The 24,098-nt window shown below is 62.0% G+C and carries 22 protein-coding genes and 1 pseudogene; 10 read left to right on the top strand and 13 right to left on the bottom strand.

The window, feature by feature from the left end; translation table 11 throughout:
- Positions 1–4: 4 nt before the first annotated feature.
- The 7 genes from nth to metG all read right to left on the bottom strand — a co-directional run bounded on the left by nth (position 5) and on the right by metG (position 6,489).
- A complete protein-coding gene (nth, locus tag J3P89_RS22305) occupies positions 5–643 on the bottom strand; it encodes an endonuclease III (RefSeq protein ID WP_434569599.1) in 639 nt (212 codons plus the stop codon).
- Positions 640–1,167 carry an Rnf-Nqr domain containing protein gene (locus tag J3P89_RS22300; protein WP_434695670.1) on the bottom strand — a complete coding sequence of 176 codons (528 nt, stop codon included), beginning with the start codon at positions 1,165–1,167 and terminating at the stop codon, positions 640–642. The genes nth and J3P89_RS22300 overlap by 4 nt, the downstream gene beginning before the upstream one ends.
- Complete coding sequence (locus J3P89_RS22295) at positions 1,160–1,771, bottom strand: RnfABCDGE type electron transport complex subunit G (protein ID WP_434695669.1); 612 nt, start codon at positions 1,769–1,771, stop codon at positions 1,160–1,162. The genes J3P89_RS22300 and J3P89_RS22295 overlap by 8 nt, the downstream gene beginning before the upstream one ends.
- Positions 1,768–2,754 (bottom strand): RnfABCDGE type electron transport complex subunit D, encoded by a 987-nt coding sequence (locus J3P89_RS22290; protein WP_434653503.1) that lies wholly within the window; start codon positions 2,752–2,754, stop codon positions 1,768–1,770. The genes J3P89_RS22295 and J3P89_RS22290 overlap by 4 nt, the downstream gene beginning before the upstream one ends.
- Positions 2,741–3,745 carry an electron transport complex subunit RsxB gene (gene rsxB, locus J3P89_RS22285; RefSeq protein ID WP_434695668.1) on the bottom strand — a complete coding sequence of 335 codons (1,005 nt, stop codon included), beginning with the start codon at positions 3,743–3,745 and terminating at the stop codon, positions 2,741–2,743. The genes J3P89_RS22290 and rsxB overlap by 14 nt, the downstream gene beginning before the upstream one ends.
- The gene (locus J3P89_RS22280; protein ID WP_434695667.1) at positions 3,742–4,314 is read right to left on the bottom strand and encodes an Rnf-Nqr domain containing protein; all 573 of its coding nucleotides are present in this window, start codon (positions 4,312–4,314) and stop codon (positions 3,742–3,744) included. The genes rsxB and J3P89_RS22280 overlap by 4 nt, the downstream gene beginning before the upstream one ends.
- Before the next feature lie 129 nt (positions 4,315–4,443).
- Complete coding sequence (metG, locus tag J3P89_RS22275) at positions 4,444–6,489, bottom strand: methionine--tRNA ligase (RefSeq protein WP_434569593.1); 2,046 nt, start codon at positions 6,487–6,489, stop codon at positions 4,444–4,446.
- Between the two features lie 311 nt (positions 6,490–6,800).
- On the opposite strand from metG, the gene apbC reads away from it, so the two are divergent.
- Positions 6,801–7,895: an iron-sulfur cluster carrier protein ApbC gene (gene apbC / locus J3P89_RS22270; RefSeq protein WP_434695666.1), complete on the top strand. Its 1,095-nt coding sequence runs from the start codon at positions 6,801–6,803 to the stop codon at positions 7,893–7,895.
- Positions 7,896–8,038: 143 nt separating this feature from the next.
- On the opposite strand, the gene J3P89_RS22265 is transcribed toward apbC, so the two are convergent.
- Positions 8,039–8,797 carry an SDR family oxidoreductase gene (locus J3P89_RS22265; RefSeq protein ID WP_434695665.1) on the bottom strand — a complete coding sequence of 253 codons (759 nt, stop codon included), beginning with the start codon at positions 8,795–8,797 and terminating at the stop codon, positions 8,039–8,041.
- Between the two features lie 158 nt (positions 8,798–8,955).
- Between J3P89_RS22265 and J3P89_RS22260 the strand changes: the two genes are divergently transcribed.
- The 4 genes from J3P89_RS22260 to groL all read left to right on the top strand — a co-directional run bounded on the left by J3P89_RS22260 (position 8,956) and on the right by groL (position 12,482).
- The gene (locus J3P89_RS22260; RefSeq protein WP_434695664.1) at positions 8,956–9,687 is read left to right on the top strand and encodes a HugZ family protein; all 732 of its coding nucleotides are present in this window, start codon (positions 8,956–8,958) and stop codon (positions 9,685–9,687) included.
- Positions 9,688–9,753: 66 nt separating this feature from the next.
- Entirely contained in the window at positions 9,754–10,230 is a 477-nt protein-coding gene (locus J3P89_RS22255; protein WP_434602980.1) for an FxsA family protein, read from the top strand.
- A gap of 261 nt (positions 10,231–10,491) precedes the next feature.
- On the top strand, positions 10,492–10,785 hold the full coding sequence (locus J3P89_RS22250) for a co-chaperone GroES (protein ID WP_003204913.1): 294 nt from the start codon (positions 10,492–10,494) through the stop codon (positions 10,783–10,785).
- 53 nt (positions 10,786–10,838) lie between these two features.
- Entirely contained in the window at positions 10,839–12,482 is a 1,644-nt protein-coding gene (gene groL / locus J3P89_RS22245; protein WP_181288598.1) for a chaperonin GroEL, read from the top strand.
- A 185-nt stretch (positions 12,483–12,667) separates the two neighbouring features.
- On the opposite strand, the gene J3P89_RS22240 is transcribed toward groL, so the two are convergent.
- A complete protein-coding gene (locus tag J3P89_RS22240; RefSeq protein WP_434695663.1) occupies positions 12,668–13,411 on the bottom strand; it encodes a phosphatase PAP2 family protein in 744 nt (247 codons plus the stop codon).
- Positions 13,412–13,730: 319 nt separating this feature from the next.
- On the opposite strand from J3P89_RS22240, the gene colR reads away from it, so the two are divergent.
- From colR to J3P89_RS22215, 5 genes are all read left to right on the top strand, one after another.
- Positions 13,731–14,414, top strand: coding sequence for a two-component system response regulator ColR (colR, locus tag J3P89_RS22235; RefSeq protein WP_030142512.1), 684 nt, complete (start codon positions 13,731–13,733; stop codon positions 14,412–14,414).
- Positions 14,404–15,681, top strand: a complete 1,278-nt coding sequence (locus tag J3P89_RS22230; protein ID WP_305496342.1) for a sensor histidine kinase — start codon at positions 14,404–14,406, stop codon at positions 15,679–15,681. The genes colR and J3P89_RS22230 overlap by 11 nt, the downstream gene beginning before the upstream one ends.
- A 123-nt stretch (positions 15,682–15,804) precedes the next feature.
- The gene (locus tag J3P89_RS22225; protein ID WP_434695662.1) at positions 15,805–16,473 is read left to right on the top strand and encodes a class I SAM-dependent methyltransferase; all 669 of its coding nucleotides are present in this window, start codon (positions 15,805–15,807) and stop codon (positions 16,471–16,473) included.
- A 5-nt stretch (positions 16,474–16,478) separates the two neighbouring features.
- Positions 16,479–17,192: a lipopolysaccharide kinase InaA family protein gene (locus J3P89_RS22220; RefSeq protein WP_305496340.1), complete on the top strand. Its 714-nt coding sequence runs from the start codon at positions 16,479–16,481 to the stop codon at positions 17,190–17,192.
- Complete coding sequence (locus J3P89_RS22215; protein WP_305496339.1) at positions 17,189–17,416, top strand: hypothetical protein; 228 nt, start codon at positions 17,189–17,191, stop codon at positions 17,414–17,416. Before J3P89_RS22220 ends, J3P89_RS22215 begins: the two co-directional genes overlap by 4 nt.
- A gap of 168 nt (positions 17,417–17,584) precedes the next feature.
- Here J3P89_RS22215 and J3P89_RS22210 read toward each other — a convergent pair whose 3' ends face one another.
- The 4 genes and pseudogenes from J3P89_RS22210 to J3P89_RS22195 form a co-directional block, all read right to left on the bottom strand.
- A complete protein-coding gene (locus tag J3P89_RS22210) occupies positions 17,585–20,611 on the bottom strand; it encodes a multidrug efflux RND transporter permease subunit (RefSeq protein ID WP_434695661.1) in 3,027 nt (1,008 codons plus the stop codon).
- A 13-nt stretch (positions 20,612–20,624) separates the two neighbouring features.
- Positions 20,625–21,774, bottom strand: a pseudogene (locus J3P89_RS22205) (efflux RND transporter periplasmic adaptor subunit).
- A 132-nt stretch (positions 21,775–21,906) separates the two neighbouring features.
- Positions 21,907–23,004, bottom strand: a complete 1,098-nt coding sequence (locus tag J3P89_RS22200; protein ID WP_434695660.1) for a DUF1513 domain-containing protein — start codon at positions 23,002–23,004, stop codon at positions 21,907–21,909.
- 2 nt (positions 23,005–23,006) lie between these two features.
- Entirely contained in the window at positions 23,007–24,071 is a 1,065-nt protein-coding gene (locus tag J3P89_RS22195) for an imelysin family protein (RefSeq protein WP_305496335.1), read from the bottom strand.
- Between the last annotated feature and the right edge of the window lie 27 nt (positions 24,072–24,098).

Raw genomic sequence — 24,098 nt, 5'->3', positions numbered from 1 at the left:
CGCCTCAATCGTCAGATGTCTTGTGCTTGTATTCGCACAGGTCTTCGATTCGGCAACTGCCGCAACGGGGCTTTCTCGCCAGGCAGACGTAACGCCCATGGAGGATGAGCCAGTGGTGGGAATCCAGGAGGTATTCCTTGGGGACAAATTTCATCAGTTTTTTTTCCACTTCCACGACATTTTTGCCCGGAGCAATGCCGGTACGGTTGCTGACGCGGAAAATGTGCGTGTCGACTGCCATCGTCAGCTGACGAAACGCGGTGTTGAGCACCACGTTGGCGGTCTTGCGGCCGACGCCTGGAAGCGCTTCCAGCTCTTCGCGGGTCTGCGGGATCTCGCCGCCATGACGCTCTATCAGCAGGCGGCAGGTCTCGATGACGTTCTTGGCCTTGCTGTTGAACAGCCCGATGGTCTTGATGTATTCCGACAGCCCTTCGACCCCCAAGGCGTGGATCGCTTGCGGCGTATTGGCCACGGGAAACAGCTTGGCCGTGGCCTTGTTGACGCCGACGTCGGTGGATTGGGCCGACAGAATTACCGCGATCAGCAGCTCAAAGGGCGAGGAGTAGGCCAGTTCGGTTTTTGGCTCCGGGTTGTCTTCATGAAAGCGACGGAATATTTCCAGGCGTTTTGCGGCGTTCATGGGCGCGGCGTTTCCTCTAGGGGTGGATGGGGTTTGCTGGCCGTCCAGGCCTGGTGGGCCGCCAGCAGCAGGCCGAGCAGGATGAACCCGCCGGGAGCGAGCAGGGCCAGTGGGACGCCATTGCCGATCAATTCGCGCAGGGCGCTCAGAATGGCCATCAGGAGGCCAGACTGGGCCGCCAGCCTGAGGCGGTCAGCTACCCGGGATTCGTCCACTGGCGCTTGATCCAGCGCTACGCAGCTCAAGGCGATCCAGCCGAGGTAAAGGCCTGACAATGCATACCACTCCGGCAACCAGGCCTGCGCGACCAGGCTTGCGCAAGCACTCAAGGCTGCGGCCAGCAGGATAGCGGCAACCAGCCGCTGATAAGTCGTGCAGCGTGGCCCGGCCAGCGTCATGGCCCAGCCATGGCCGAAGCTGATCAAAACCCAGGCCAGCCACACCCCCAGTGCATTCGTCAGCGAGCTGCTTGAACCCACCAAGGGCACGAGCAGCAGGCCACGGGTCAATACCAGCTTATTCATTGACACTCGCTCCGGTCAGGTGGGCCTGGTGCTCATCGAAATAACGCAGCGCATCGTGGATCGCCTGGAGCACCGCGCGCGAGGTCACCGTCGCGCCGGCCAATTGATCGAACTGGCCCTGGTCCTTTTTCAAGGCCCAGCCGTCATCGGTCGGCGCCTGGCGCGACTTTCCGGTGAATGTTTGCAGCCAGGCATTCGGCCAGTCGGCGATTACCGCGCCCAGGCCGGGTGTTTCCGACTGGCGCAGGGTTTTAACGCCAAGCAGGCGGCCGCTGGGATCAATGGCGATCATCAATTCGATGCTGCCCTCATAGCCCAACGCCTGGCTGCGCAACAGCACCGCGCTGGGCTGGCCGTTGCGGGTCGCCAGGTAACCGCCCAGCAACCGGCTGTGGCTCAACTCAACCGGGTTCGTCATGACCGGTTGCGCCAACGGATGGTTGTCATAACGCTCGGAGGGCAATACCTCGAGCAAGGTCTTGCCGGCCAAGGCTTGCCGTTGGGCTTCGATGCGTCCGGCCAGATTGACCTGCATCAGGTACGTGGCGCCGATGCCGAGGCCGGCAAGGACGATCAGGATCAGCACGCCGCCGGGTCTTTTCATGTCAGCGCTCGCCTTTGTCGTGCCTCGGCGAGACGATCCAGCGCAGGCACACCGAGGTTCATCAGCAGCACGGCAAACGCCACGCCGTCCGGGTAGCCGCCCCAGGTACGAATCAGGTAGACCAGCGCGCCCACCCCGGCACCAAACAACAGTCGGGCGAGCGGGGCCTTGGCGCCTGACACCGGTTCGGTGACGATGAAAAATGCGCCCAGCATGGTTGCCCCGGTCAACAGATGAAACAGCGGCGAGCCATGGGAGTCCGAGCCCGAGCCGTTCCAGCACAGCAGGCTCAAGGTGAACAGGCTGGCAAGCATGCCCACCGGCGCGTGCCAACTGAACACGCGCTGTTGCAGCAGGAACAGGCCGCCGGCGAGGAAGGCCAGGTTGACCCACTCGACACCGCGCCCACCCCAACGACCGAACGCCGGATTGCTGGCGAACAGTTCGTCGACGGTCAGGCTTGTATTGATTCGCAGACTGTCCAGGGCCGTGGCGCCGGCCCAGCCGTCGGGCGCCTGGGCAATGCCGGCGACTTGTCGCAGACCTTCGAGAAAGTCCATGTCATGGGGCACGGGCCATTGGCTCAGGTGCTGGGGAAACGCCACCAGCACCAGGGCATACCCGAGCATCGCCGGATTGAAGGGATTGCTGCCGAGCCCGCCCCATAAGTGCTTGCCGAACAGCAAGGCGCAGGCAGCGGCCGTGACGGTCAGCCACCATGGGCAATACGCCGGCAAGGCCATGGCCAGCAGCGCGGCGCTGACCAGTGCGCTGCCGTCGCTCAGGCCGGGCTTGAGAGGGCGTCGTCGCAGACGCAACGCCAGCGCCTCGACAGCCAGCGCGGCGAGGGCCGACAACAGCAGGTTCAGCGCCACGCCCCAGCCATAAAACCAGACCATCGCCAGCACGCCGGGCAGCATCGCCAGCAGCACCCGTCGCATCGCTTGCCGCAGCCGCTCGTCCACCGGATCAGGGCGTAGCATGGGCGTCCACCTGCCGTTGGGCGTCTTCCACCGCTTGTTCCAGTGCTTGTAGCTGTTCTGCGGAAGCCGCGGCAGCGCGGGCCTTGCCGAGTTCGGCGCGACGCATCGCCAGCTGGATCTTGGCCAGCTTCAATTCAGCACTCTGCGACGGTGCCGGGGCGGCGGGCGCCGCGCTGCCTTCCAGTCTGGCCAGGGCCTGCTCTGCCGCTTCGAATTGGCGTTGCAGCACGATCAATTGTGATTGTTGTTCGAAGGTCGGTGGATGGCCAAACGCTTTCAAGGATTTATTCAGCTGTGCCCGGCTCATGGCCAGGTCGACCTTGGCTTTTTTCAGGGCGGCGTCGGCGCTGGCGGCTTTTTGCGCGCGCACTCGTTCCAGCGCAGCCTGCACCGGATCAGGTGGCTGGGCCTGGGCTGGTTGAGCGTTGCGCTGGGTTCGGGCCAGGCGCTCGGCCTGGCGCTGCTCTTCTTCGCGGCGCAGGCGCGCATTGCGCAGCTCGAAGCGGCGGCGGGCGTGATTGCGCTTGGCGGTCCGCGCCTGCTGTTCTTCGATGCTGGAGGCCAGGCCACCGACAACCGGCGTTACGGTTGCCATCGGCAGTGGGCGCATCTCGATGCAATCCACCGGACAAGGCGCCACGCAGAGGTCGCAGCCGGTGCACTCATCGATGATGACGGTGTGCATCAGCTTGGCCGCGCCAACAATCGCGTCCACCGGGCACGCCTGGATGCACTTGGTGCAACCGATGCATTCGGCTTCGCGAATGTATGCGATCTGCGCCGGGGCCGAGCCACGGCTGGCGTCCAGTTCGAGTACCGGCACGGTCATCAGCTCGGCCAGGGCCGCGATGGTTTCGCGTCCGCCGGGGGGGCATTTGTTGATCGGTTCACCCTGGGCGATGCCTTCGGCGTAAGGCTTGCAGCCGGGATGGCCGCACTTACCGCATTGGGTTTGCGGCAGCAGGGCGTCGATACGTTGAATCAGGTTCATGTCTTGACCAACCCGCGCAATCCGAGAAATGCCACCGCCATCAATCCGACGCTGATCAACTGGATTGGCAGGCCCCGAAAAGGCAAGGGGATATCGTTATTCTGGACTCGCTGGCGCAAGTCCTCGAACAGGCTTAAGACCAGCCAGAAACCCAGCCCGGCGCCCAGGCTGAAGGCCATGGCCTGGCCCAGGCCCTGGTCGTTCCGGCTGTTGAGCAGCGTGACGCCCAGTACGCCGGCATTGCCGAGCAGCAGCGGCCACAAGCCATCGAACGGCTGCGACGGCAGCCAATGCGTCAGCAGGCGCAGCAACGGGCTGATCAGCAGCACGCTCAGGGGCAGCCATACGAACAACCGTAGCGATGTCAGCTGCGCCGGAACCAGGAGCCAGCGGTCGGCCAGATAACCGAGGGTCCCGACAACCAGCATCAGGCAGGCTGTCGCCAGGCCCAGTGCATGTACCCGGCTCCGCTCCCTGACTGCCAGCAGCGGATCGACGCCCAGCGGCCAATGCAACACGAGGTTGTTGATCAGGGCAGCGCTGAACAGCGAGAGAAGAATGTCAGTCATGGGCATGGGGCAACAGGGGAGCCGGTTGAAAGATCAGGCATTATCCGGCACGCCGCGAGGGCGGGCCAGATATGAAAATCCCACAGCCGCTCGGCAGCGACTGTGGGATCGGTGCAGCGCGCAGTCGCGTTATTTGATCCGCTGACCCGGCTTGGCGCCGCTGTCGGGGCTCAGCAGGTAGATTTCCTCGCCGCCAGGACCGGCCGCCATGACCATGCCTTCGGATATGCCGAAGCGCATTTTGCGTGGCTTGAGGTTGGCGATCATCATCGTCAGCCGGCCCTCGAGCTTGGCCGGATCCGGGTAGGCGCTCTTGATCCCGGAGAACACGTTGCGCTGTTCATCGCCGATGTCCAGGGTCAGGCGCAACAGTTTGTCGGCGCCTTCCACGGCTTCAGCCTTGACGATCAGCGCCACGCGCAGGTCGATGGCGGCGAAGGCATCGAAATCGATTTCCGGCGACAGCGGGTCCTTGGTCAGCTCGCCGTTGCCAGCAGGGGCACCGGTGTCGGTCTGGCTGGCGGCGAGGTCTTCCTTGGACGCGTCGATCATGGCCTGGACCTTGGCCGGGTCGATGCGGGTCATCAACGGTTTGAACGCGTTCAGTTGATGGTTGCTCAGCAGGGTCTGGTGGTCGTTCCAGGTCAGCGGCGCAACGTTCAGGAACGCTTCGGCATCGGCGGCCAGCAACGGCAGCACCGGCTTGAGGAAAATCACCAGTTGGCGGAACAGGTTGATGCCTAGGGCGCAGATGGCCTGGACTTCGTCCTGCTTGCCGTCCTGCTTGGCCAGCGACCATGGGGCCTTGTCGGCGATCCAGGCGTTGGCGCGGTCGGCCAGGGCCATGATCTCACGCATGGCGCGGGCAAAGTCGCGGCTCTCGTAGGCCTCGGCGATGCTTGGTGCGGCAGCCAGGAACGCGTCGGTGAGTTCCGGCGCGGCGTTACCCGCCACCAGCACGCCGGCGTTGCCCTTGTGGATGAACCCGGCGCAACGGCTGGCGATGTTGACGACCTTGCCCACCAGGTCGGAGTTGACCTTCTGCACGAAGTCCTCGAGGTTCAGGTCGAGGTCGTCGACGCCACGGCCGAGCTTGGCCGCGTAGTAGTAGCGCAAGTATTCAGGCGACAGGTGATCCAGGTACGTCCGCGCCTTGATGAAGGTGCCGCGGGACTTGGACATCTTCTGGCCGTTGACGGTCAGGTAGCCGTGGACGTTGATGCCGGTCGGCTTGCGGAAACCGGCGCCTTCTAGCATGGCGGGCCAGAACAGCGCGTGGAAGTTGACGATGTCCTTGCCGATGAAGTGATACACCTCGGCCGTAGAATCCTTGGCCCAGAACGCGTCGAAGTCCAGCTCCGGGGTACGATCGCAAAGGTTCTTGAAGCTCGCCATGTAGCCGATGGGCGCGTCCAGCCATACATAGAAGTATTTGCCGGGCTCGCCAGGAATTTCGAAGCCGAAATACGGCGCATCGCGGGAGATGTCCCATTCCTGCAAACCGGAGTCGAGCCATTCGGCGAGCTTGTTGGCCACCGCGTCGTGCAGCGTGCCGCTGCGGGTCCAGGTCTGCAGCATTTCCTGGAAGTCCGGCAGCTTGAAGAAGAAGTGCTGGGAATCCCTGAGTACCGGCGTCGCGCCGGAAATCGCCGATTTCGGGTCTTTCAGGTCGGTCGGTGCGTAGGTGGCGCCGCATTTTTCGCAGTTGTCGCCGTACTGGTCTTCGGTGCCGCATTTCGGGCAGGTGCCCTTGATGAAGCGGTCGGCCAGGAACATTTTCTTTTCCGGGTCGAAATATTGGGTGACCGAACGGGTGGCGATATGCCCGGCGTCACGCAGCTTCAGGTAGATCTGGCTCGACAGCTCACGGTTTTCTTCGGCGTGAGTGGAGTGGAAGTTGTCGAAGTCCACCAGGAACTCGGCAAAGTCGGCGCTGTGTTCAGCCTGGACATTGGCGATCAGTTGTTCCGGGGTGATGCCTTCCTTTTCCGCGCGCAACATGATGGCCGAACCGTGGGCGTCGTCGGCGCAGACGTAGATGCACTGGTTGCCGCGATGTTTCTGAAAGCGCGTCCACATATCGGTCTGGATGTATTCCAGCATATGGCCAAGGTGAATCGAACCATTGGCATAGGGCAGGGCGCTGGTGACGAGAATCTTGCGTGGCTCGGACATGGGGCTCGGCTACTTGATGAAACGGAGGTCGGCCACTATAAAGCGCCGGGAAATATATTTCACCCCGCGGGCCTGTTTCCCGCCGAATCCGTGGCGAGGGAGCTTGCTCCCGCTGGGGGGCGAAGCCGCCCCAAAAATGGTTCTACGCCCTGGCTGGTCGACGGCGTCGGCTTCATTGCGACTGCTGCGCAGCCGAGCGGGAGCAAGCTCCCTCGCCACAAGAGCGTTCGTCACCCTTAATCGGGTCGCCACGCGAGAGCGTGCGGCGTAGGATAGCGGCCTGTTTTCAAGTCTTGTTATCGGAGTTGCCCATGAGCGCCGTCAATCGCGCAGCGGTGGAAGCCGTCCTTCGCCAGTACACCGACCCCTACCTGAGCCAGGACCCGGTCAGCGCCGGATGCGTGCGAGCCATCGATATCCAGGGCGATCGCGTCAGCGTCGAACTGGAGATCGGTTATGCCGCCGATCTGTTCAAGAACGGTTGGGCGCAGATGCTGCAGATGGCGATCGAAGGCCTGGACGGCGTGGCGAGCGCCAAAGTCCAGGTCACCAGCGTGATTTCCGCCCACAAGGCCCAAGCCCAGGTGCCGGGGTTGGCGAACGTCAAGAACGTCATCGCCGTGGCCTCGGGCAAGGGCGGCGTAGGCAAGTCCACCACCGCCGCCAACCTGGCGCTGGCCCTGGCTCGCGAAGGGGCGAAGGTCGGTATCCTCGACGCGGATATCTACGGTCCGAGCCAAGGCATCATGTTTGGCATCGCCGAAGGCACCCGGCCGCAGGTCAAGGACCAGAAGTGGTTCGTACCGCTGCAATCCCATGGCGTGGAGGTCATGTCCATGGCCTTCCTCACCGATGACAACACACCGATGGTCTGGCGCGGGCCGATGGTCTCCGGCGCCTTGCTGCAACTGGTCACGCAAACCGCGTGGGGCGACCTGGATTACCTGGTGATCGACATGCCGCCGGGAACTGGCGACATCCAGCTGACCCTCGCGCAGAAAGTCCCGGTGGCCGGCGCGGTGATCGTTACCACGCCCCAGGACCTGGCCCTGCTGGATGCGCGCAAGGGTGTGGAGATGTTCCGCAAGGTGAATATCCCGGTACTGGGCGTGGTGGAAAACATGGCCGTGCACATCTGCTCGAACTGTGGGCACGCCGAGCATCTTTTCGGTGAAGGCGGCGGTGAAAAACTGGCGACCCAGTACGGTGTCGAGCTGCTGGCTTCGTTGCCGCTATCGATGGTGATCCGCGAGCAGGCCGACGGCGGCAAGCCGACCGTTATCGCCGAGCCGGACAGCCAGATCGCCATGGTCTACCAGGAGCTGGCCCGCCACGTGGGCGCGCGGATCGTGTTGCAGGAGGCTGCGTCGCCGGCGATGCCGAACATTACCGTCAGTGACGATTGATAGATTGATGAAACCCTATCCACTGTGGGAGCGAGCAGGCTCGCGATGGCGGAGTATCAGTCACATCCAAGCTGACTGACCCGACGCCATCGTCGGATCGCCGCCCGGAGCAAGCTCGCTCCCACAGGGGTTATGGGGTGGGTTTAGATCCGCAACCCGCCATCCATTTCCAGGATCCGCCCGGTGTAGTAGTCGTTCTCGAAGATATACGCCGCCGAGTGCGCAATCTCTTCGGGCTTGCCCATGCGCTTGAGCGGAATCCCGGAGGTCATTTTCTCAAGGGCTTCGGGTTTCATGCCGAGGGTCATTTCGGTTTCGATGAAACCCGGAGCAATCCCCGCCACGCGGATGCCGTAGCGCGCCAGTTCCTTGGCCCAGGTCACGGTAGCGGCCGCGACGCCGGCCTTGGCCGCCGAATAGTTGGTCTGGCCGACGTTGCCGGCCCGGGAGATCGAGGAAATATTGATGATCGCGCCGTTGTTCTTCAGCTCGACCATTTTCGCCGCCACTTCGCGGGTGCAGAGGAATACGCCGGTGAGGTTGACGTCGATCACCGCCTGCCACTGGGCCAGGCTCATCCTGGTCATTTCACCGTCCTTGACCTTGAGCAGCAGGCCGTCGCGCAGGATCCCGGCGTTGTTGATCAACCCGTGGATCGCGCCGAAGTCAGCGGCCACCCGGGCAACCATGTCGATCACCTGATCTTCGTTGGCCACGTTGCACAGGTACGCACGCGCCTCGACGCCCTTGGCGGCGCAGGCGGCGACCGCCTGGTCGAGCTTTTCCTGATTGAGGTCCACCAGCGCGAGCTTTGCACCCTTGCCGGCGAAATACTCGGCCATGGAGCGACCCAGGCCCTGGCAACCGCCGGTGATAATGATTACTTTGTCAGTGAGTTGCATTCTCATGTCCAGGTGGCGCAGCCGTGGAGGGGTTGGGCGCGTCTCGATTTGCAGCGGCGTAGCGCGGCTGCACGAGCAAACCGGCCCGAAGGTGCGTCAGAACATTACTCCACTCAACCGACCGTTTTCTAGACGAATTTTATTAAAGGAGTCATAAATTGAGCGTTGAAGCTGCCAAGCATGCCCGCGAATTGCTGCTCAAGGAATATCGGGGCATGCTCTCCACCCATTCCAAATCGATGCCCGGTTTTCCGTTCGGCTCCGTCGTGCCGTATTGCCTGGACGCGCAAGGCCTGCCGCTGATACTCATCAGCCGCATCGCCCAGCACACCCACAATCTGCAAAAAGACCCTAAATGCTCAATGCTGGTGGGAGAGCGGGGCGCCGAGGATGTTCAGGCCGTCGGGCGCCTGACCTATCTGGCCGAGGCGCAGAAGCTGGAGGACAGCGCCGCCATCGAGGCCGCCGCCGAGCGTTACTACCGCTATTTCCCCGAGTCGCAGAACTACCATAAGGCCCACGATTTCGATTTCTGGGTTCTCCACCCGGTGCGCCATCGTTATATCGGCGGCTTCGGCGCGATTCACTGGATCGACCAGATCACCCTGGCCAATCCCTTTGCCGGCAAAGCCGAGGCGGGCATGATCGAACACATGAATGCCGATCATGCCAAAGCCATCGCCCACTACGTCGAATTGAGTGGCCTGCCAAAAAAACAACCCGCGCAATTGGTCGGTATCGACAGCGAAGGCATGCACCTGCGCATTGGGCAAGGCCTGCACTGGTTGCCGTTTGCGGCGCCTTGCAACACGCCGACACAAGTGCGCGAAGCCTTGGTTTACCTGGCTCACGCCGAGCAATGGCCAAAAAATGCCGAGGTTGATGCTTGAATTCACGAAAGGGCGACGTCATTTAGGTTTTCATAGCAAGGCATTCTTGCGTTGAGGAACCATTTGATGCGCCCTTTTTTATTGCTCTTTCTGCTGTTCCCGGTGTTGGAGCTGTTCGTATTCGTCAAGGTCAGCGGTGCGATCGGGTTCTTCCCGGCGTTGCTGCTGGTCATTCTCGGCTCGATGCTCGGCGTGTTCGTGCTGCGCATCGCCGGCCTGGCCACGGCACTGCGCGCCCGTGAAAGCCTGACCCGTGGCGAACTGCCCGCCCAGACCATGCTCGAAGGCCTGATGCTCGCGCTGGGTGGTGGTCTGTTGATCCTGCCTGGCTTCATCAGCGACGTGCTGGGCCTGGTCTTGCTGCTGCCCTTCACGCGCCGGTTGCTGGCCAACAAGATGCGCCAGCGCGCCGAAGAACAGGCGATGCGCCAGCGGGCTTTCGCCGATGACCTCCAGCCCCGTGGCGGTCCGACCCCGCGCGAACCGGTAGGCCGCGAGCCCAACGTGATCGAAGGCGAATTCGAACACCGCGACCCCAAGTAGCTTTCAGTGACACGGCAGCCAGCGACACGGCACCTTCGGGTGCCGTGTTCGTTTTAGCGCTCGTTCAGTAAAAAATTTCACCCCCGACCCTTGTAATCGACTTGCACGCCCTTATGTATGGGTCACCGCAAGGTTTCCGGTGGCGACACCGGACAGACTTCCGCGGTTCGCTTGACGAACCGCACCCCGGCTCCGCCGGCTTTTGTTAAACCCGCCGGGACTACACCGGCCGATGAAAACCAAAATTAGGAGAGATCGACAATGAAGCTTCGTCCTCTGCATGACCGCGTCGTCATCCGTCGCAGCGAAGAAGAGAAGAAAACCGCTGGCGGTATCGTCCTGCCAGGTTCCGCTGCTGAAAAAGCCAACCACGGTGAAGTTCTCGCTGTAGGTCCGGGCAAGGCTCTGGAAAACGGTGAAGTACGTGCGCTGGCCGTGAAAGTGGGTGACAAGGTTGTGTTCGGCCCTTACTCCGGCAGCAACACTGTGAAAGTCGACGGCGAAGACCTGTTGGTGATGAGCGAGAACGAAATCCTCGCCGTTCTCGAAGGCTGATTTCCCCGCTCATTTTCCCGCTACTACTACAAAGTATTTAAGGAATATCGATCATGGCTGCTAAAGAAGTTAAATTCGGCGATTCCGCCCGCAAGAAAATGCTCGCCGGTGTCAACGTCCTGGCTGACGCAGTAAAAGCGACCCTCGGCCCGAAAGGCCGTAACGTGATCATCGAGAAGAGCTTCGGCGCTCCGACCATCACCAAGGACGGCGTTTCCGTAGCCAAGGAAATCGAGCTGAAAGATCGCTTCGAAAACATGGGTGCGCAGCTGGTCAAGGACGTTGCGTCCCGTGCCAACGATGACGCCGGCGACGGTACCACCACCGCGACCGTACTGGCTCAATCGATCGTCAACGAAGGCCTGAAAGCCGTCGCTGCCGGCATGAACCCGATGGACCTCAAGCGCGGCATCGACAAGGCGACCATCGCCATCGTCAAGGAACTGAAGGGTCTGGCCAAGCCTTGCGCTGACTCCAAGGCAATCGCCCAGGTAGGTACCATCTCCGCCAACTCCGACAACTCCATCGGCGACATCATTGCCGAAGCCATGGAAAAAGTCGGCAAGGAAGGCGTGATCACCGTTGAAGAAGGCTCGGGCCTGGAAAACGAACTGTCGGTTGTAGAAGGCATGCAGTTCGACCGTGGCTACCTGTCGCCATACTTCGTCAACAAGCCGGACACCATGGTTGCCGAGCTGGACAGCCCGCTGATCCTGCTGGTCGACAAGAAGATCTCCAACATCCGCGAAATGCTGCCAGTGCTGGAAGCCGTTGCCAAAGCCGGCCGCCCTCTGCTGATCGTGGCTGAAGACGTCGAAGGCGAAGCCCTGGCGACCCTGGTCGTGAACAACATGCGTGGCATCGTCAAGGTTGCAGCCGTCAAGGCTCCAGGCTTCGGCGACCGTCGCAAGGCCATGCTGCAGGACATCGCCGTACTGACCGGCGGTACCGTTATCTCCGAAGAGATCGGCCTGAGCCTGGAAAGCACCACCCTGGAGCACCTGGGTAACGCCAAGCGCGTGATCCTGTCCAAGGAAAACACCACCGTGATCGACGGTGCTGGCAACGATGCCGATATCCAGGCTCGTGTCACCCAGATCCGCGCACAAGTGGCCGAGACTTCGTCCGACTACGACCGCGAAAAACTGCAAGAGCGCCTGGCCAAGCTGTCCGGCGGTGTTGCGGTGATCAAGGTTGGCGCCGGTTCCGAAGTTGAAATGAAAGAGAAGAAAGCCCGCGTTGAAGACGCCCTGCACGCAACCCGCGCAGCCGTCGAAGAAGGCGTGGTACCTGGCGGCGGCGTGGCACTGGTTCGTGCCCTGCAAGCCATCAGCGAGCTGAAAGGCGACAACGATGACCAGAACGTCGGCATCCAGTTGCTGCGTCGCGCTGTTGAAGCACCTCTGCGCCAGATCGTTGCCAACTCCGGCGACGAGCCAAGCGTAGTGGTCGACAAGGTCAAGCAGGGTTCGGGTAACTACGGTTACAACGCTGCCACCGGCGAATACGGCGACATGATCGAAATGGGTATCCTGGACCCGGCCAAAGTGACTCGTTCGGCTCTGCAAGCGGCTTCGTCGATTGCCAGCCTGATGATTACCACCGAGGCGATGATCGCTGAAATCAAGGACGACGCTCCAGCTGGCGGCGGCATGCCAGACATGGGCGGCATGGGTGGCATGGGCGGCATGATGTAAGCCAGCCTTACCCCTGTAGCGAAAAACCCCGCCTGTGAAAGCAGGCGGGGTTTTTTATTGCCCTGAATAACAGCACCAAACTCTGTGGGAGCGAGCCTGCTCGCGAAAGCGGTATAACAATCAACATTGATGTTGCTGATCCGACGCTATCGCGAGCAGGCTCGCTCCCACATTGAAATTTATGTTCAGGCATTGACGGAGCGGGTGACGCTCATACGTTCAGGTGTGGAAACTGGTCGGTACAGAACGCAGTAATAACACCCGAGGCAAATCAGCCAGCAGAACACCGCTGTCCAGACGTTGTGGGAGAAAAAGTGCGCCCCTTGCATCATGCGTCCCACGGAAAACACCGTGCCCAGGGCAAAGGCGAACACCAGCGCCTGGCGTGCGAGGCGTGGGCGACGGTCACGCAGTGCGAAAAACAACGCGAACAGCGTGAAGCCGGTGGCAGCATGCCCGCCGGGCCAGCATCGGCCGGGTTTGTCGGTAGCCGGACGTGGGCTCAGCAGCTCACTGTAGGTTTCCTTGCCGCCGAACTCCTTGAGACTCCATGGGCATTGCACTGCCGTCACTGCCTTCAAAGGTGTGACAAACGCAGTCGCCAGTGCCAGCGACAGGACCAGGCAACCCAGCTCACGTTTGTACGGCTTGAGCCGAGCGATAAAAAACGAGGCGACAAACCCCACGACCGCCAGCACGGAAAACCCGATGACGAGCTGTTTGGCCCGGTCGTGCAGGATGTCTTCCAGGAAAAAACTGTGTCGACCGATAAACCCACCCGCCGTCGGATCGTAAAACAGCTTGGCCACGTTCATGTCCAGGCTGGTCAGTTCCAGCAACACCAGAATGGCTGCGACCACGGCGGGCAGGCCCAGGGCGACCCATAGATTCAGGGGCCTGGAAGCGGGGCGGATGGCAGTGGAAACCATGGCAGTACCTTTGATGGGAGTTTTCGTGATCAGCGCGTTGCACAGTCTGGTCTGCGTTGCGTTCGGGTGGTGTGAAGGTTGGGTGAAAAACTCGTCAACACCCGCGCAGCCCCGCTGCTGAGGGCTCTTGACCTTTGTGGAGCGAGCCTGCTCGCGAAGGGGCGGCACATTCAACCTGGATGGCGGCTGTTCCACCGCCTTCGCGAGCAGGCTCGCTCCCACAACGACTCGCACTGCGTATACAACCCTAGCCGTAAGCCACGCTTGGCCTTAAGCTGCGCGGGCCACGACGATTGCCCCGTGCGCAGAGGAGATGCCCATGCGAATTCTGTTGGTTGAAGACAACCGTGACATCCTGGCCAACCTGGCCGACTACCTGGGCCTCAAGGGCTACACGGTCGATTGCGCACAGGACGGTTTGTCAGGGCTGCACCTGGCCGCGACCGAACACTACGACTTGATCGTGCTGGATATCATGCTGCCGGGCATCGACGGCTATACGCTGTGCAAGCGCCTGCGCGAAGACGCCCGGCGCGATACGCCGGTGATCATGCTCACCGCGCGGGACCAGTTGGATGATCGTTTGCAGGGTTTCAAATCCGGGGCGGATGATTACCTGGTCAAGCCTTTTGCCTTGTCGGAGCTGGCGGCGCGGATCGAAGCGGTCATGCGGCGTGCCCAGGGCGGTGGCCGACGCGCGTTGCAAGTCGGCGACCTGAGCTACGACCTCGATACGTTGGAAGTGACCCGGGAAGGTAAACTGCTCAAGCTCAACCCCGTGGGCCTCAAGTTGCTGGCGGTACTGATGCAGAAAAGCCCCCACGTGCTGCGGCGCGAGATCCTTGAGGAAGCCCTGTGGGGCGATGATTGCCCGGATAGCGACAGCCTGCGCAGCCATGTCCACCAATTGCGCCAGGTGATCGACAAACCGTTTGAAAAACCGCTGCTGCACACTGTGCACGGCGTCGGCTATCGGTTGGCCGAGGGCCGAGATGGAGTTTAAGCAAAGCCTTGCGCAACGGATCATCATCGCTTTTGCGCTAATGAGCGCATTGGTGGCGGGAGCGTTTGCACTGGGCATCGTGGCAACGGTCCATCTGGTGGAGGAAAAGCTGATTTCCGCCGGGCTCGGAGGCGACCTGCAACGCCTGCTGTTGATGGACAGCGTCTCCGACTGGAGTCATCGCCCGGAACCCGACCAGCTGTTCTATTTCAGCGGCGGCCCGGGAGACTTCGAGTTGCCCAGGGACCTGCGTCACCTGCAACGTGGCTTTCACGAAGTCTTTCGCGAACAGCTGTCCTATCACGCGATGGTAGAGATCGTTGACGGTCGGCATTACGTGCTGTTGCAGGACCAGAGCGATTTCGAGGAGCGCGAGCGGGTGCTGTTTGCCGTGGTGCTGGTGGGCTTCGTCCTCAGTCTGGCGCTCGCGGTGTTCCTGGGCTGGGTCCTGGCACGCCGGGTGATGGCGCCGGTGGTACGTCTGGCCCGGCAGGTACGGCATCGCGACCAGTTGCTCGGGCTCGCTCCGCCATTGGCGCCGGATTATGCCGCTGATGAGGTGGGCGAGCTGGCCGTGGCGTTCGATGCCACGCTGGGCCGGTTGCGCCAGGCCCTGACCCGGGAACGGTTGTTCACCAGCGACGTGAGTCACGAACTGCGCACGCCGTTGATGATCCTCGCCACCTCCTGCGAATTGCTGCTGGAGAATCCGGCGTTGGACCAGCGTGGTCGCACCCAGGTCGAGCGCATCAACCGCGCCAGCGAAGAAATGCGCGAACTGGTGCAGACCTTCCTGATGCTTGCCCGGGCCCAGCGCGAGGACAACGGCATGTCGCCTCGCTCGACGCTGGGGCAGGTCGCGGAAAACCTCCTTGGGGTCTGGCGCGCGCCGATCGAATCCAAGGGCCTGACCTTGATCTTCGAACCAGGGCAAACCACCGATACGCAGTACAACGCCACGTTCCTGACTGCCGTCATGGGAAATCTGCTGCGTAACGCACTGCATTACACCGACCAGGGTTTTATCCGCGTCTCGCTGACCGCCACTGGATTTGTCGTCGAGGACAGCGGCGTAGGCATTCCCGAGGAGAAGCGCGAGGCGATGTTCGAGCCGTTCGTGCGCGGTAACGAAAAGCGTGGCGAGGGACTGGGGCTGGGGCTGTCACTGGTGCAGCGGATCTGCGAGGACCAGGGCTGGACCGTGAGCCTCAGCACGATGGAACCCAACGGATGCCGTTTCGAGGTGGAGTTGAACCCGAAGTCCTGAGATCGGCGGCGAAAAATCTTGAAAACATTCAGCCGTTTACATGACGAAGTTTTCACAAAGGGATGACCTGTCAGCTACAAGCCGATCCCTAAGGTGGCGCCATCAACTCTGGAGGCGCCATCGATGTCCAATCCCATCAAGCTAGCTTTTTCCGCCAAGTACGACGAGCGACATGCCCAGCAATACCTGCGCAAACACAAGACGGGGCTGAGCCGCCGTCTTTCCCACCGTCGGGACGAACAACTGGCCCGGCGCGCCTTGATGCTCGCGGGCGACCCGGGCCTGGTCCTGGACCTGCCGTGCGGAGCCGGGCGTTTCTGGCCGCTGCTGGCCGAGAAACCCGGCCGGGTGATCGTCGGCGCGGACAATTCCACCGCCATGCTCCAGACGGCATTGAAGGCACAACCGGCCGATGTCGTAAAACGGGTACAACCTTTGCACACATCTGCGTTCGACATCGCCTTGCCTGATAACGCCGTCGACAGCATTTTTTGCATGCGCCTCTTGCACCACATCGGCGAACCCGCGCACCGACTGGCGATATTGAGGGAATTCGAGCGTGTCACCCGTGACAGCGTGATCGTTTCATTGTGGGTCGACGGCAATTTCAAGGCCTGGAAACGCAAGCGCCTGGAGCGCACCCGTGGGCAGAAAGACTACCAGAACCGATTTGTGTTACCGGTCGCTACAGTTGAAGAAGAGTTTCGGCAGGCCGGGTTTCGCATTGAGGAACAGTTGGATTTCCTGCCGCTCTATGCCATGTGGCGAGTTTATGTATTACGCAAGGGGTAGCAGGCATGGTTGTACAGGTAGCAGGAGCCCAGGCGGCTTCTCGTAGTTGCTTTGACCAGATCTGGAATCAGCGTGGCGAGTGGGTGGAAGCCCCCAATACCCGGCGTGGCGGCGAAAGCGGTGTGCAGCGGATCAGCCATGATGGCGAGCTGTTTTATTCCAAGCGCCAGACCGGACACATCTACCGCAGTCTGTTGCACCCGTTCGGCCGTCCGACCGTGTTGCGTGAAGAGCGAGCGCTGCTGGCCCTGGCGGAACTCGGCGTCACGGTACCCCAAGTGGTCTTTTGCGGCGCGCAGAGAGACCCGGTGCATAAGTGGCGGGCGCTGCTGGTCACCCGCGCTCTGGACGGCTTCGAGGAAATCGGGCGTTGGTATGCCGCAGGCGGCCGCGAGCGTCATGGCGAGGCGGTCCATGATCGTCTCCTTCAGGCCCTGGCCGAGAATCTCGCCCGCATGCACAAGGGGCGCTGGCAGCACAGTTGCCTCTACATCAAGCATGTATTCGTGCGAGTAACCGGAGAGGGCGAGTCGGCCAAGGCCGAAGTGGCGTTGCTCGATCTTGAGAAATGTCGCCAACGGCTGACCGCCCGCGGCGCGGCGTTCCATGACATGAGCCAGCTGCGGCGCCATTCGTCGTTCCAGGATTGCGACTGGGGGAAACTCGTCTATTTTTACGAGGCGGCGTTTGGCAGCGCTATCAAAGGTTTATCCCGATGAAACTAGAAATTGCTAGAGGTTTGTTTTTAGTCGGAGCCCTGGCAGTTGCATCCCTGGCGCTGGTGGTGTGGGAGCAGCCACGCTCGCAGATACTCAGTGCCTCCACTGTCGGCGCACATTGCCCGGTGCCGCGGGTGGCCAAGGCCAGCGAGGCGATCCAGCCGGACGACGACCTGTTGCTGTTCATGTTCAGTCTGTCCCAGGGCATGCGACCGCAGAGTTGAGTGTCAGGAAGCCCAAACACGGGGGCTGTGGCGAGGGAGCTTGCTCCCGCTCGGCTGCGAAGCAGTCGTCATCCATACGACGAATAGCCTGATCCGGAATCCAGTCGGGACCGCTTCGCGGTCCAGCGGGAGCAAGCTCCCTCGCCACGGGACCCCGACCCTCATGCCTCAGGCTTTGTCCGGCTTGGCCAGCAAGGTGTAGACACACGGCAGCACGAACAACGTGAACAAGGTGCCGATCGACATGCCCGTGGCGATGACCGTGCCGATGTCGAAGCGGCTCACTGCGCCGGCGCCGGTGGCGAGGATCAACGGCACCATGCCAAACACCATGGCGGCAGTGGTCATCAGCACCGGACGCAGGCGAATCGATGCGGCCTGTTCCACTGCGTCACGCGGACTCAAGCCTTGCTCCTTGCGCAGCTGGTTGGCGAATTCGACGATCAGGATGCCATGCTTGCTGATCAGGCCGATCAGGGTCACCAGCCCCACCTGGGTGTAGATGTTCATGCTCGACCAGCCGAGGAACAGCGGAATCAGTGCGCCGCAAATGGACAACGGCACCGTCACCAGGATCACCAGCGGGTCGCGGAAGCTTTCGAACTGCGCCGCCAGCACCAGGAAAATGATTGCCAGGGCCAGGCCAAAGGTGACCCATAACGCGCTGCCTTCCTGGACGAACTGACGCGAAGCGCCGGCGTAATCGAAGGCGAACCCTGTCGGCGCTTCCTCAAGGGCTATCTGGCGAACGGTCTCGATGGCCTCGCCCATGCTTACCGTAGGAAAGCCCGAGATCGTGACGGCATTGAGCTGCTGGAACTGGTTCAGTTGCCGCGGTCGTGCCTGGTCGCTGACCTTGATCAGCGTCGACAACGGAAGCGACTCGCCCTGGGCGTTCTTTACGTAATAATTGTTCAGCCAGTGCGGATTGTCCCGGAATGGCCGCTCGACCTGGGCGATGACCTTGTAGCTACGCCCCTCCAGCGTGAAGCGGTTGATCTCCGCCTCGCCCAGCAGTGTCGCCAGCGTGCCGCCGAGGTCTTGCATCGAGACGCCCATCTGGGCGGCTTTGGCGCGATCGATGTCCACCACGACTTCAGGCTTGTCGAACGCAAGGTCGATGTCCATGAAGGCGAACTTGCCGGACTCCAGCGCACGCTTCTTGACCCGTTCGGCAATCTGCAGGAGCGTCGTGTAGTCCTTCGGCGAGTTGATGACGAATTCGAAGGGCAAGCCTTCGCCCGTGCCGGGCAGCGAGGGCAGGTTGAAGCCGAAGATCTGCAGGCCGGGCACGCTTTCCAGCCTGGCCTGGACTTCCGGGAGGATTTCCATCTGGGTGCGGCTGCGTTCGTTCCAGGGCTTGAGCAGGAACCCGCCGATGCCCGACTGTACGCCGTTGTAGCCGTTGATCTGGAACGAAGAGTAGTACTCAGGGAATTCCTTGAAGATCGTGATGAAGTGATCGGTATAGGCGTTCAGGTAGTCCAGGTTGGTGGTCTTCGGGGCGTTGGCCATCATGAAGATGATGCCCTGGTCCTCGTCGGGCGCCAGTTCGGACTTGGTGAACATGATCAGCACCGGAATCAGCAACAGCACGAGCACGGCAAACACCAGCACCACCGGCCGGGTATTGAGCGTGCCGTGAAGCATGCGCTGGTAACGGGCCTTCAGGCGCTCGAAGATCACGTCCAGCCGATGGGCCAGCCCCGAGGGGTTCTGGTCATGACGCAGCAGCATCGCGCACATCATTGGCGAGAGGGTCAGGGCGACGACTCCAGAGATCACCACCGCGCCGGCCAGGGTCAGGGCGAACTCCTTGAACAGCGCCCCCGTCAGGCCTTCGAGCAGGCCGATCGGTGCATACACCGCCGCCAGCGTGATGGTCATCGAGACCACCGGCATGGCGATTTCCCGCGCGCCTTCAATCGCGGCGTCGAACGGTGTCTTGCCTTCCTCGATGTGCCGGTGGATGTTTTCCACCACCACGATGGCGTCGTCCACCACCAGGCCGATGGCTAATACCATGGCCAGCAGTGTCAGCAGGTTCATGGAGTAGCCCATCAACTGCATGAAGAACATCACGCCGATCATCGACAGCGGAATGGTCACTACCGGAATGAGCACCGAGCGCAGGGCGCCGAGGAACAGGAACACCACGACGATGACGATCAGCACCGCCTCGAACAGGGTCTTCACCACTTCGTCGATGGAGGCCTGGATGAACAGCGTGGCATCGTAGGCGATCTCGGCCTTGAGGTTGGACGGCAGCTGGGCCTCCATTTCCGGCATGATCTTGCGCACTTCCTTGATGACATCGAGGGGGTTGGCCCCAGGGGTTGCCTTGATCCCGATGTACACCGAAGGGGTACCACCGAAAGAGCTGATGGTGTCGTAGTTTTCGGCGCCCATCTCCACCCGCGCCACGTCCCGCAGCAACACGCGGCTGTCACCGTCAGTCTTGAGCGGGATGCCGGCGAATGCCTCGGCGGATTTGAGTTCGGTGTTGGCGTTGATGCTGGTGACCACGTACTCGCCTTTCACTTCACCAGCAGCGGAGAGAAAGTTGTGCTGGCGCACGGCGTTGGTCACGTCGGCGGCGGTCAGGCCGAAGCCTGCGAGCTTGACCGGGTCCAGCCACAGGCGCATGGCAAATACCTGGTTGCCGAGGATCTCGGCCTCGGCCATGCCCGGCAGCGTTGCCAGTTTGGGCTGGATGACGCGCGACAGATAATCGGTGATCTGCGGGTTGTTCAGCTCCTTGCTGAAGAAACTGATGTACATCAGCGCCGAGGCATCGGCTGCCTCGCGGCTGAGGACCGGGTCCTCGGCGTCCTGGGGCAGTTGGTTCTTCACCTCGTTGGCCTTGGCCAGCAGTTCGGTAAAGAGCCGGTCGCTGTTGGAACCGATGCGCGCGTAGACCGATATGACCGAGAAATTCTGGCGGCTGACCGAAGTCATGTAGTCGATGCCCTCGGCACTGGCCAGGCTCTGCTGCATCGGCTGGGTGATGTAACCCTGGATGGTCTCGGCGTTGGCCCCGGGGTAGGCGGTGGTCACCGTGATCAGGGCATTTTCCATCTGTGGATACTGACGCAGGGGCAGCTTGCTCCAGGCCTGGAAGCCCAGCAGCACGATCAACAGGCTGACCACGGTGGCGAGCACCGGGCGGCGGATGAACGGATCGGTAAAGGCCATGGGGGTTCCTTGATCAGTCCGCGCGCGGTGGGCTGTTCTGTTCGGTCAGGGTCTTGTCGTCGCTGATGGCGATAGGCGTGCCGTTGTCGAGCTTGATCTGGCCGGCAATCACTACTTCTTCACCGCGCTGCACGCCCTTGGTCACCAGGACCTGCCCGTCACGGCGCTCACCGGTTTCGACAAAACGCCGTTCGGCAATCAGGATCGGCTGGCCCTTGTCATCCTTCTCGACACTGCCATCGGCGGTTTTCTTCGGAGTGACCACGTACATGGAGTTGCCATAGAGGGTGTAGGTCACGGCGCTCTCCGGCACGACGATCCCGACGGCGAGGTCCGGCAGGATGACGTTCAGGTTGGCGAACATGCCGGGCAACAGCTTGCCGTCGGGGTTGGCGAGCGTGGCGCGCACGAGCACGTTACGGGTGCTGTCCTCGACCTTGGGGTTGATTGCGCTGATGGTGCCAACGAAGGTCTGGCCGGGATAGGCCGAGACGCTGACGTTGACTGGCTGGGCAACCGCCAGCCGAGGCACCGTCTGTTCAGGAACGTAGAAGTCGACGTACAGGCTGCTGAGGTCCTGCAGGGTCGCGATCACCGTGCCGCTGGCGAGGTAGTCGCCGACATCCACCTGGCGGATGCCGATGGTGCCGCTGAACGGCGCGACGATGTGTTTTTTTCGCCAGCGAAGCCTTGAGCTGGTTGACCGTGGCCTGGTTCTTCTTCAACTGGGCCGAAAGCCGGTCGAACTCACCCTTGGAAATCGCCTGGCTGCCCACCAGCTGTCGGCCACGGCCGAAATCCAGTTGCGACAGGCCAAGGTCGGCCTGGGCAGTTTCCAGCAGGGCGCTTTCGACTTCGCTGTCCAGTTGCAGGATCGGTTGCCCGGCCTTGACCTTCTGGCCGGATTCGAACTGGACCTTTTGCACGGTGCCGGCGATTTCCAGGCTCAGGTCGACGCCTTGCAACGCCTTGAGGCTGCCGACAGTGGGCAGGCGGGCTTGCCATGGCTGTTCGACGGCCTTGGCCACGGCGACGCTGACCGCAGGTTTGGGCGCAGAGAACATCTGGATCTGCTGATAGATGGAATAGGCCTTGTAGCCCGCCAGCGCCAGCACCACCAGCAGGACAACACCCAACATGATCAGCATGCGGCGTCGCAGCATGTTCCACTTCCTTGGAAAATAGCCGAGAGAAATACAGACAGGCGGGCACCTTACCTTGAGTGCCCGGAGGATTCCAATCGGTGTTTGTCGGCAATGTGTAAGGTTTTTCCCTGCGCCCTCTGCGCTTGCAGCTCAGACCAGATGCAGATGGTTGTCCCAGAGCCCCGCCGGCAGATCCAGCGGCTTTGCAACCAGTTGTGGCTGCCGACAATCGTAGTAGCGGCAACGTCCCTGGCCCGACGTCACGACAAACCCGTCGGCTACCGCGCCGACCCCGGCGCAGTCCGGCAGGGGCGCGTCGAGGCGAACCTCGCCGCTGTCCAGGTCCCAGATGAAAAAACGGTTGCCCCGTGGCACCGTCAGGGCTACCAGGCGCAGGTCGCTGTGCACGGCGACGCTGGCGGTGTAATGCCCCATGGCTTGCAACTGGTATTCAGGTACCGGGAACGCCTTGAACGGTTGGCCCGGACGCTTGATCGCGAGCAATTCGGACGATTCGTGGGCCGCTCCCATGAACTGCTGGCCGGTGACGATGGTGCCATCGCTGGCGATGTCCATATGGCGCACGCTGTTCATCTGCTGGGCGAGGGTTTCCTTGCTCAACAGCGTGCCATCACGGTGCATCAGCACCAGGCTCGGCTCCATGGCGTCGAGGTTCATTTCGACCCGGCTCTCGGCCTCGGTGCGGATGCCGCCGTTGGCCACCACCAGCGTCTCACCGTCGGGCAGCCACGACACCTGGTGAGGGCCGATGCCGTGGGTGGACAGTTCGCCACTGTGCACCAGCCGTTCGCCTTCGAAACGGTATACGCCGAGCAGGCCGCGCCCCGGATCGCTGGTATCGTTTTCTGTGGCGTACAGCCATTCGCCGCTCTTGTGGATCACCGCATGACCGTAGAAATGCCGGTTCGGCAGCGAGGTGATGGTTTGCAGCAGCGTGCCGTCGCGCAGGTCGACCAGATAGCTTTCGGTGCCCGGGCGGCGGGCGACGAACAGGGCGATCGGCAGCGCCGGGTGATTGATGATGTCATGGCAGCGCTGGCCAACCTGGGTGGCGAACACCCGTGTGCCGTCCAGTCGATAGCCGACCGCGTAGTGCTTGCCGTCGGCATCGTCCCGTGCCGACAGCAGTAACGGACTCTTGTCCTTTTGCTTGAACAGCGTCCAGCCGCCCAGGGTGATGGCGCCGAGCAGCAAGCTGCCCAGCGTCAGAGCCTGACGTCGAAACATGATCAGTCACCGTCGTTGGCGTTGAAGCCCAGTTGAATGCCCAGCGCCTTGGCCAGTTCGCCTTCATGCAGGCGATGGACGACGTTGAGGCTGTCGTACAAATCGTTGAGTTGCTGGCGCCCGGCGTCGTCACCGAGCATTTCGGTCAGTGAGCGTTGGCTGCTGGCGAACAGTTTCAACGAGGCGTCGTAGGCGGCGTCGATCTTGTCGGCCAGCGGCTTCTGCTCGCTTGGCAACAAACCTCGCAAGCCTTTGTTGTCGACGCCAACCCACACGGTCCGGGCGGCGCTCAGGCTGGCCTCAAGCCCTTGCAGAGACGACTGGCTGCGCCACGCATCGGCCTGGAACGGTTGCGGCACGCCCTTGCTCTGGCGGCCCATCGGCGTGCCGAGTTTTTTCTTCAAGGTGTCCAGGGCGGTCACCTGGACCCGCAGCAGGTCGGCGATCGCTTCATGGGAATCGGCATAGCGCTGGTTCGGGAACTTGCTCATCTGGGCGAGCATGCCGTCGTTGGTGTTCCACCGCGACAGGATCTCTTCGGCCAGTTGTTTCTGGCGTTCGCCGATGGCGATCAGCAGCGGGCAGTACTTGGCTTTCTGGGCGCTGTCGGCCATGTCGATCTTAGCGTCGAACAGCAGGTATTCGTAGGCCGAGAGCCCCTGCACGACGACGCTGGACTTGGCCAGGCCGGCGGCGTCGATCTGCGGCTGGCTGTTGACCAGTTGCTCGACCTGGCGGCCCACGAGGTTTTTCTTGTCCGGCCAGAACTGTACCTGCCAGGCGCGGTTGCCCTCCGCCAGCGGCCCGATCAGCAGCGGCTGGAGTTCAGCCCAAGCTTTTTGTGCCTTGAGGAAATCGGCGCGGGCGGTTTCCAGGTTTTCCTTGCCCTGGCAGAACGCCAGGGCGCTGGTCGCCAGTTGGCGGTCGGCCTCGACCCAGCGACTGTAGGTCGGCAGGATCACCTGCTTGGCGATGGCGGCCGAGGTGACCGCTTGCGGGTCCTGGGGCGAGCAGGCACCCAGGGCGATGGCGGCGAGGCTGGTGAACAAAAGCTTGGGACGGAACATGTCGGGCTCCCGTTTTCGGAAAGTGCG

The sequence above is a fragment of the Pseudomonas sp. Z1-14 genome, assembly GCF_051132005.1.
Lineage (GTDB): Bacteria > Pseudomonadota > Gammaproteobacteria > Pseudomonadales > Pseudomonadaceae > Aquipseudomonas.
Note: the sequence above shows the minus strand (reverse complement) of the source record. Positions and strands in the feature narration are given on the sequence as shown.

Coding starts and splice junctions, on each gene's coding strand:
- metG (WP_434569593.1), bottom strand. CDS start 6,489: ATGTCCGAGCCACGCAAGATTCTCGTCACCAGCGCCCTGCCCTATGCC.
- J3P89_RS22225 (WP_434695662.1), top strand. CDS start 15,805: ATGTCCAATCCCATCAAGCTAGCTTTTTCCGCCAAGTACGACGAGCGA.
- rsxB (WP_434695668.1), bottom strand. CDS start 3,745: ATGAACCTGATTCAACGTATCGACGCCCTGCTGCCGCAAACCCAATGC.
- J3P89_RS22250 (WP_003204913.1), top strand. CDS start 10,492: ATGAAGCTTCGTCCTCTGCATGACCGCGTCGTCATCCGTCGCAGCGAA.
- J3P89_RS22300 (WP_434695670.1), bottom strand. CDS start 1,167: ATGAATAAGCTGGTATTGACCCGTGGCCTGCTGCTCGTGCCCTTGGTG.
- J3P89_RS22200 (WP_434695660.1), bottom strand. CDS start 23,004: ATGTTTCGACGTCAGGCTCTGACGCTGGGCAGCTTGCTGCTCGGCGCC.
- J3P89_RS22265 (WP_434695665.1), bottom strand. CDS start 8,797: ATGCAACTCACTGACAAAGTAATCATTATCACCGGCGGTTGCCAGGGC.
- colR (WP_030142512.1), top strand. CDS start 13,731: ATGCGAATTCTGTTGGTTGAAGACAACCGTGACATCCTGGCCAACCTG.
- J3P89_RS22220 (WP_305496340.1), top strand. CDS start 16,479: ATGGTTGTACAGGTAGCAGGAGCCCAGGCGGCTTCTCGTAGTTGCTTT.
- J3P89_RS22240 (WP_434695663.1), bottom strand. CDS start 13,411: ATGGTTTCCACTGCCATCCGCCCCGCTTCCAGGCCCCTGAATCTATGG.
- J3P89_RS22230 (WP_305496342.1), top strand. CDS start 14,404: ATGGAGTTTAAGCAAAGCCTTGCGCAACGGATCATCATCGCTTTTGCG.
- J3P89_RS22195 (WP_305496335.1), bottom strand. CDS start 24,071: ATGTTCCGTCCCAAGCTTTTGTTCACCAGCCTCGCCGCCATCGCCCTG.
- groL (WP_181288598.1), top strand. CDS start 10,839: ATGGCTGCTAAAGAAGTTAAATTCGGCGATTCCGCCCGCAAGAAAATG.
- J3P89_RS22215 (WP_305496339.1), top strand. CDS start 17,189: ATGAAACTAGAAATTGCTAGAGGTTTGTTTTTAGTCGGAGCCCTGGCA.
- nth (WP_434569599.1), bottom strand. CDS start 643: ATGAACGCCGCAAAACGCCTGGAAATATTCCGTCGCTTTCATGAAGAC.
- J3P89_RS22255 (WP_434602980.1), top strand. CDS start 9,754: ATGCGCCCTTTTTTATTGCTCTTTCTGCTGTTCCCGGTGTTGGAGCTG.
- J3P89_RS22295 (WP_434695669.1), bottom strand. CDS start 1,771: ATGAAAAGACCCGGCGGCGTGCTGATCCTGATCGTCCTTGCCGGCCTC.
- J3P89_RS22210 (WP_434695661.1), bottom strand. CDS start 20,611: ATGGCCTTTACCGATCCGTTCATCCGCCGCCCGGTGCTCGCCACCGTG.
- J3P89_RS22290 (WP_434653503.1), bottom strand. CDS start 2,754: ATGCTACGCCCTGATCCGGTGGACGAGCGGCTGCGGCAAGCGATGCGA.
- J3P89_RS22280 (WP_434695667.1), bottom strand. CDS start 4,314: ATGACTGACATTCTTCTCTCGCTGTTCAGCGCTGCCCTGATCAACAAC.
- apbC (WP_434695666.1), top strand. CDS start 6,801: ATGAGCGCCGTCAATCGCGCAGCGGTGGAAGCCGTCCTTCGCCAGTAC.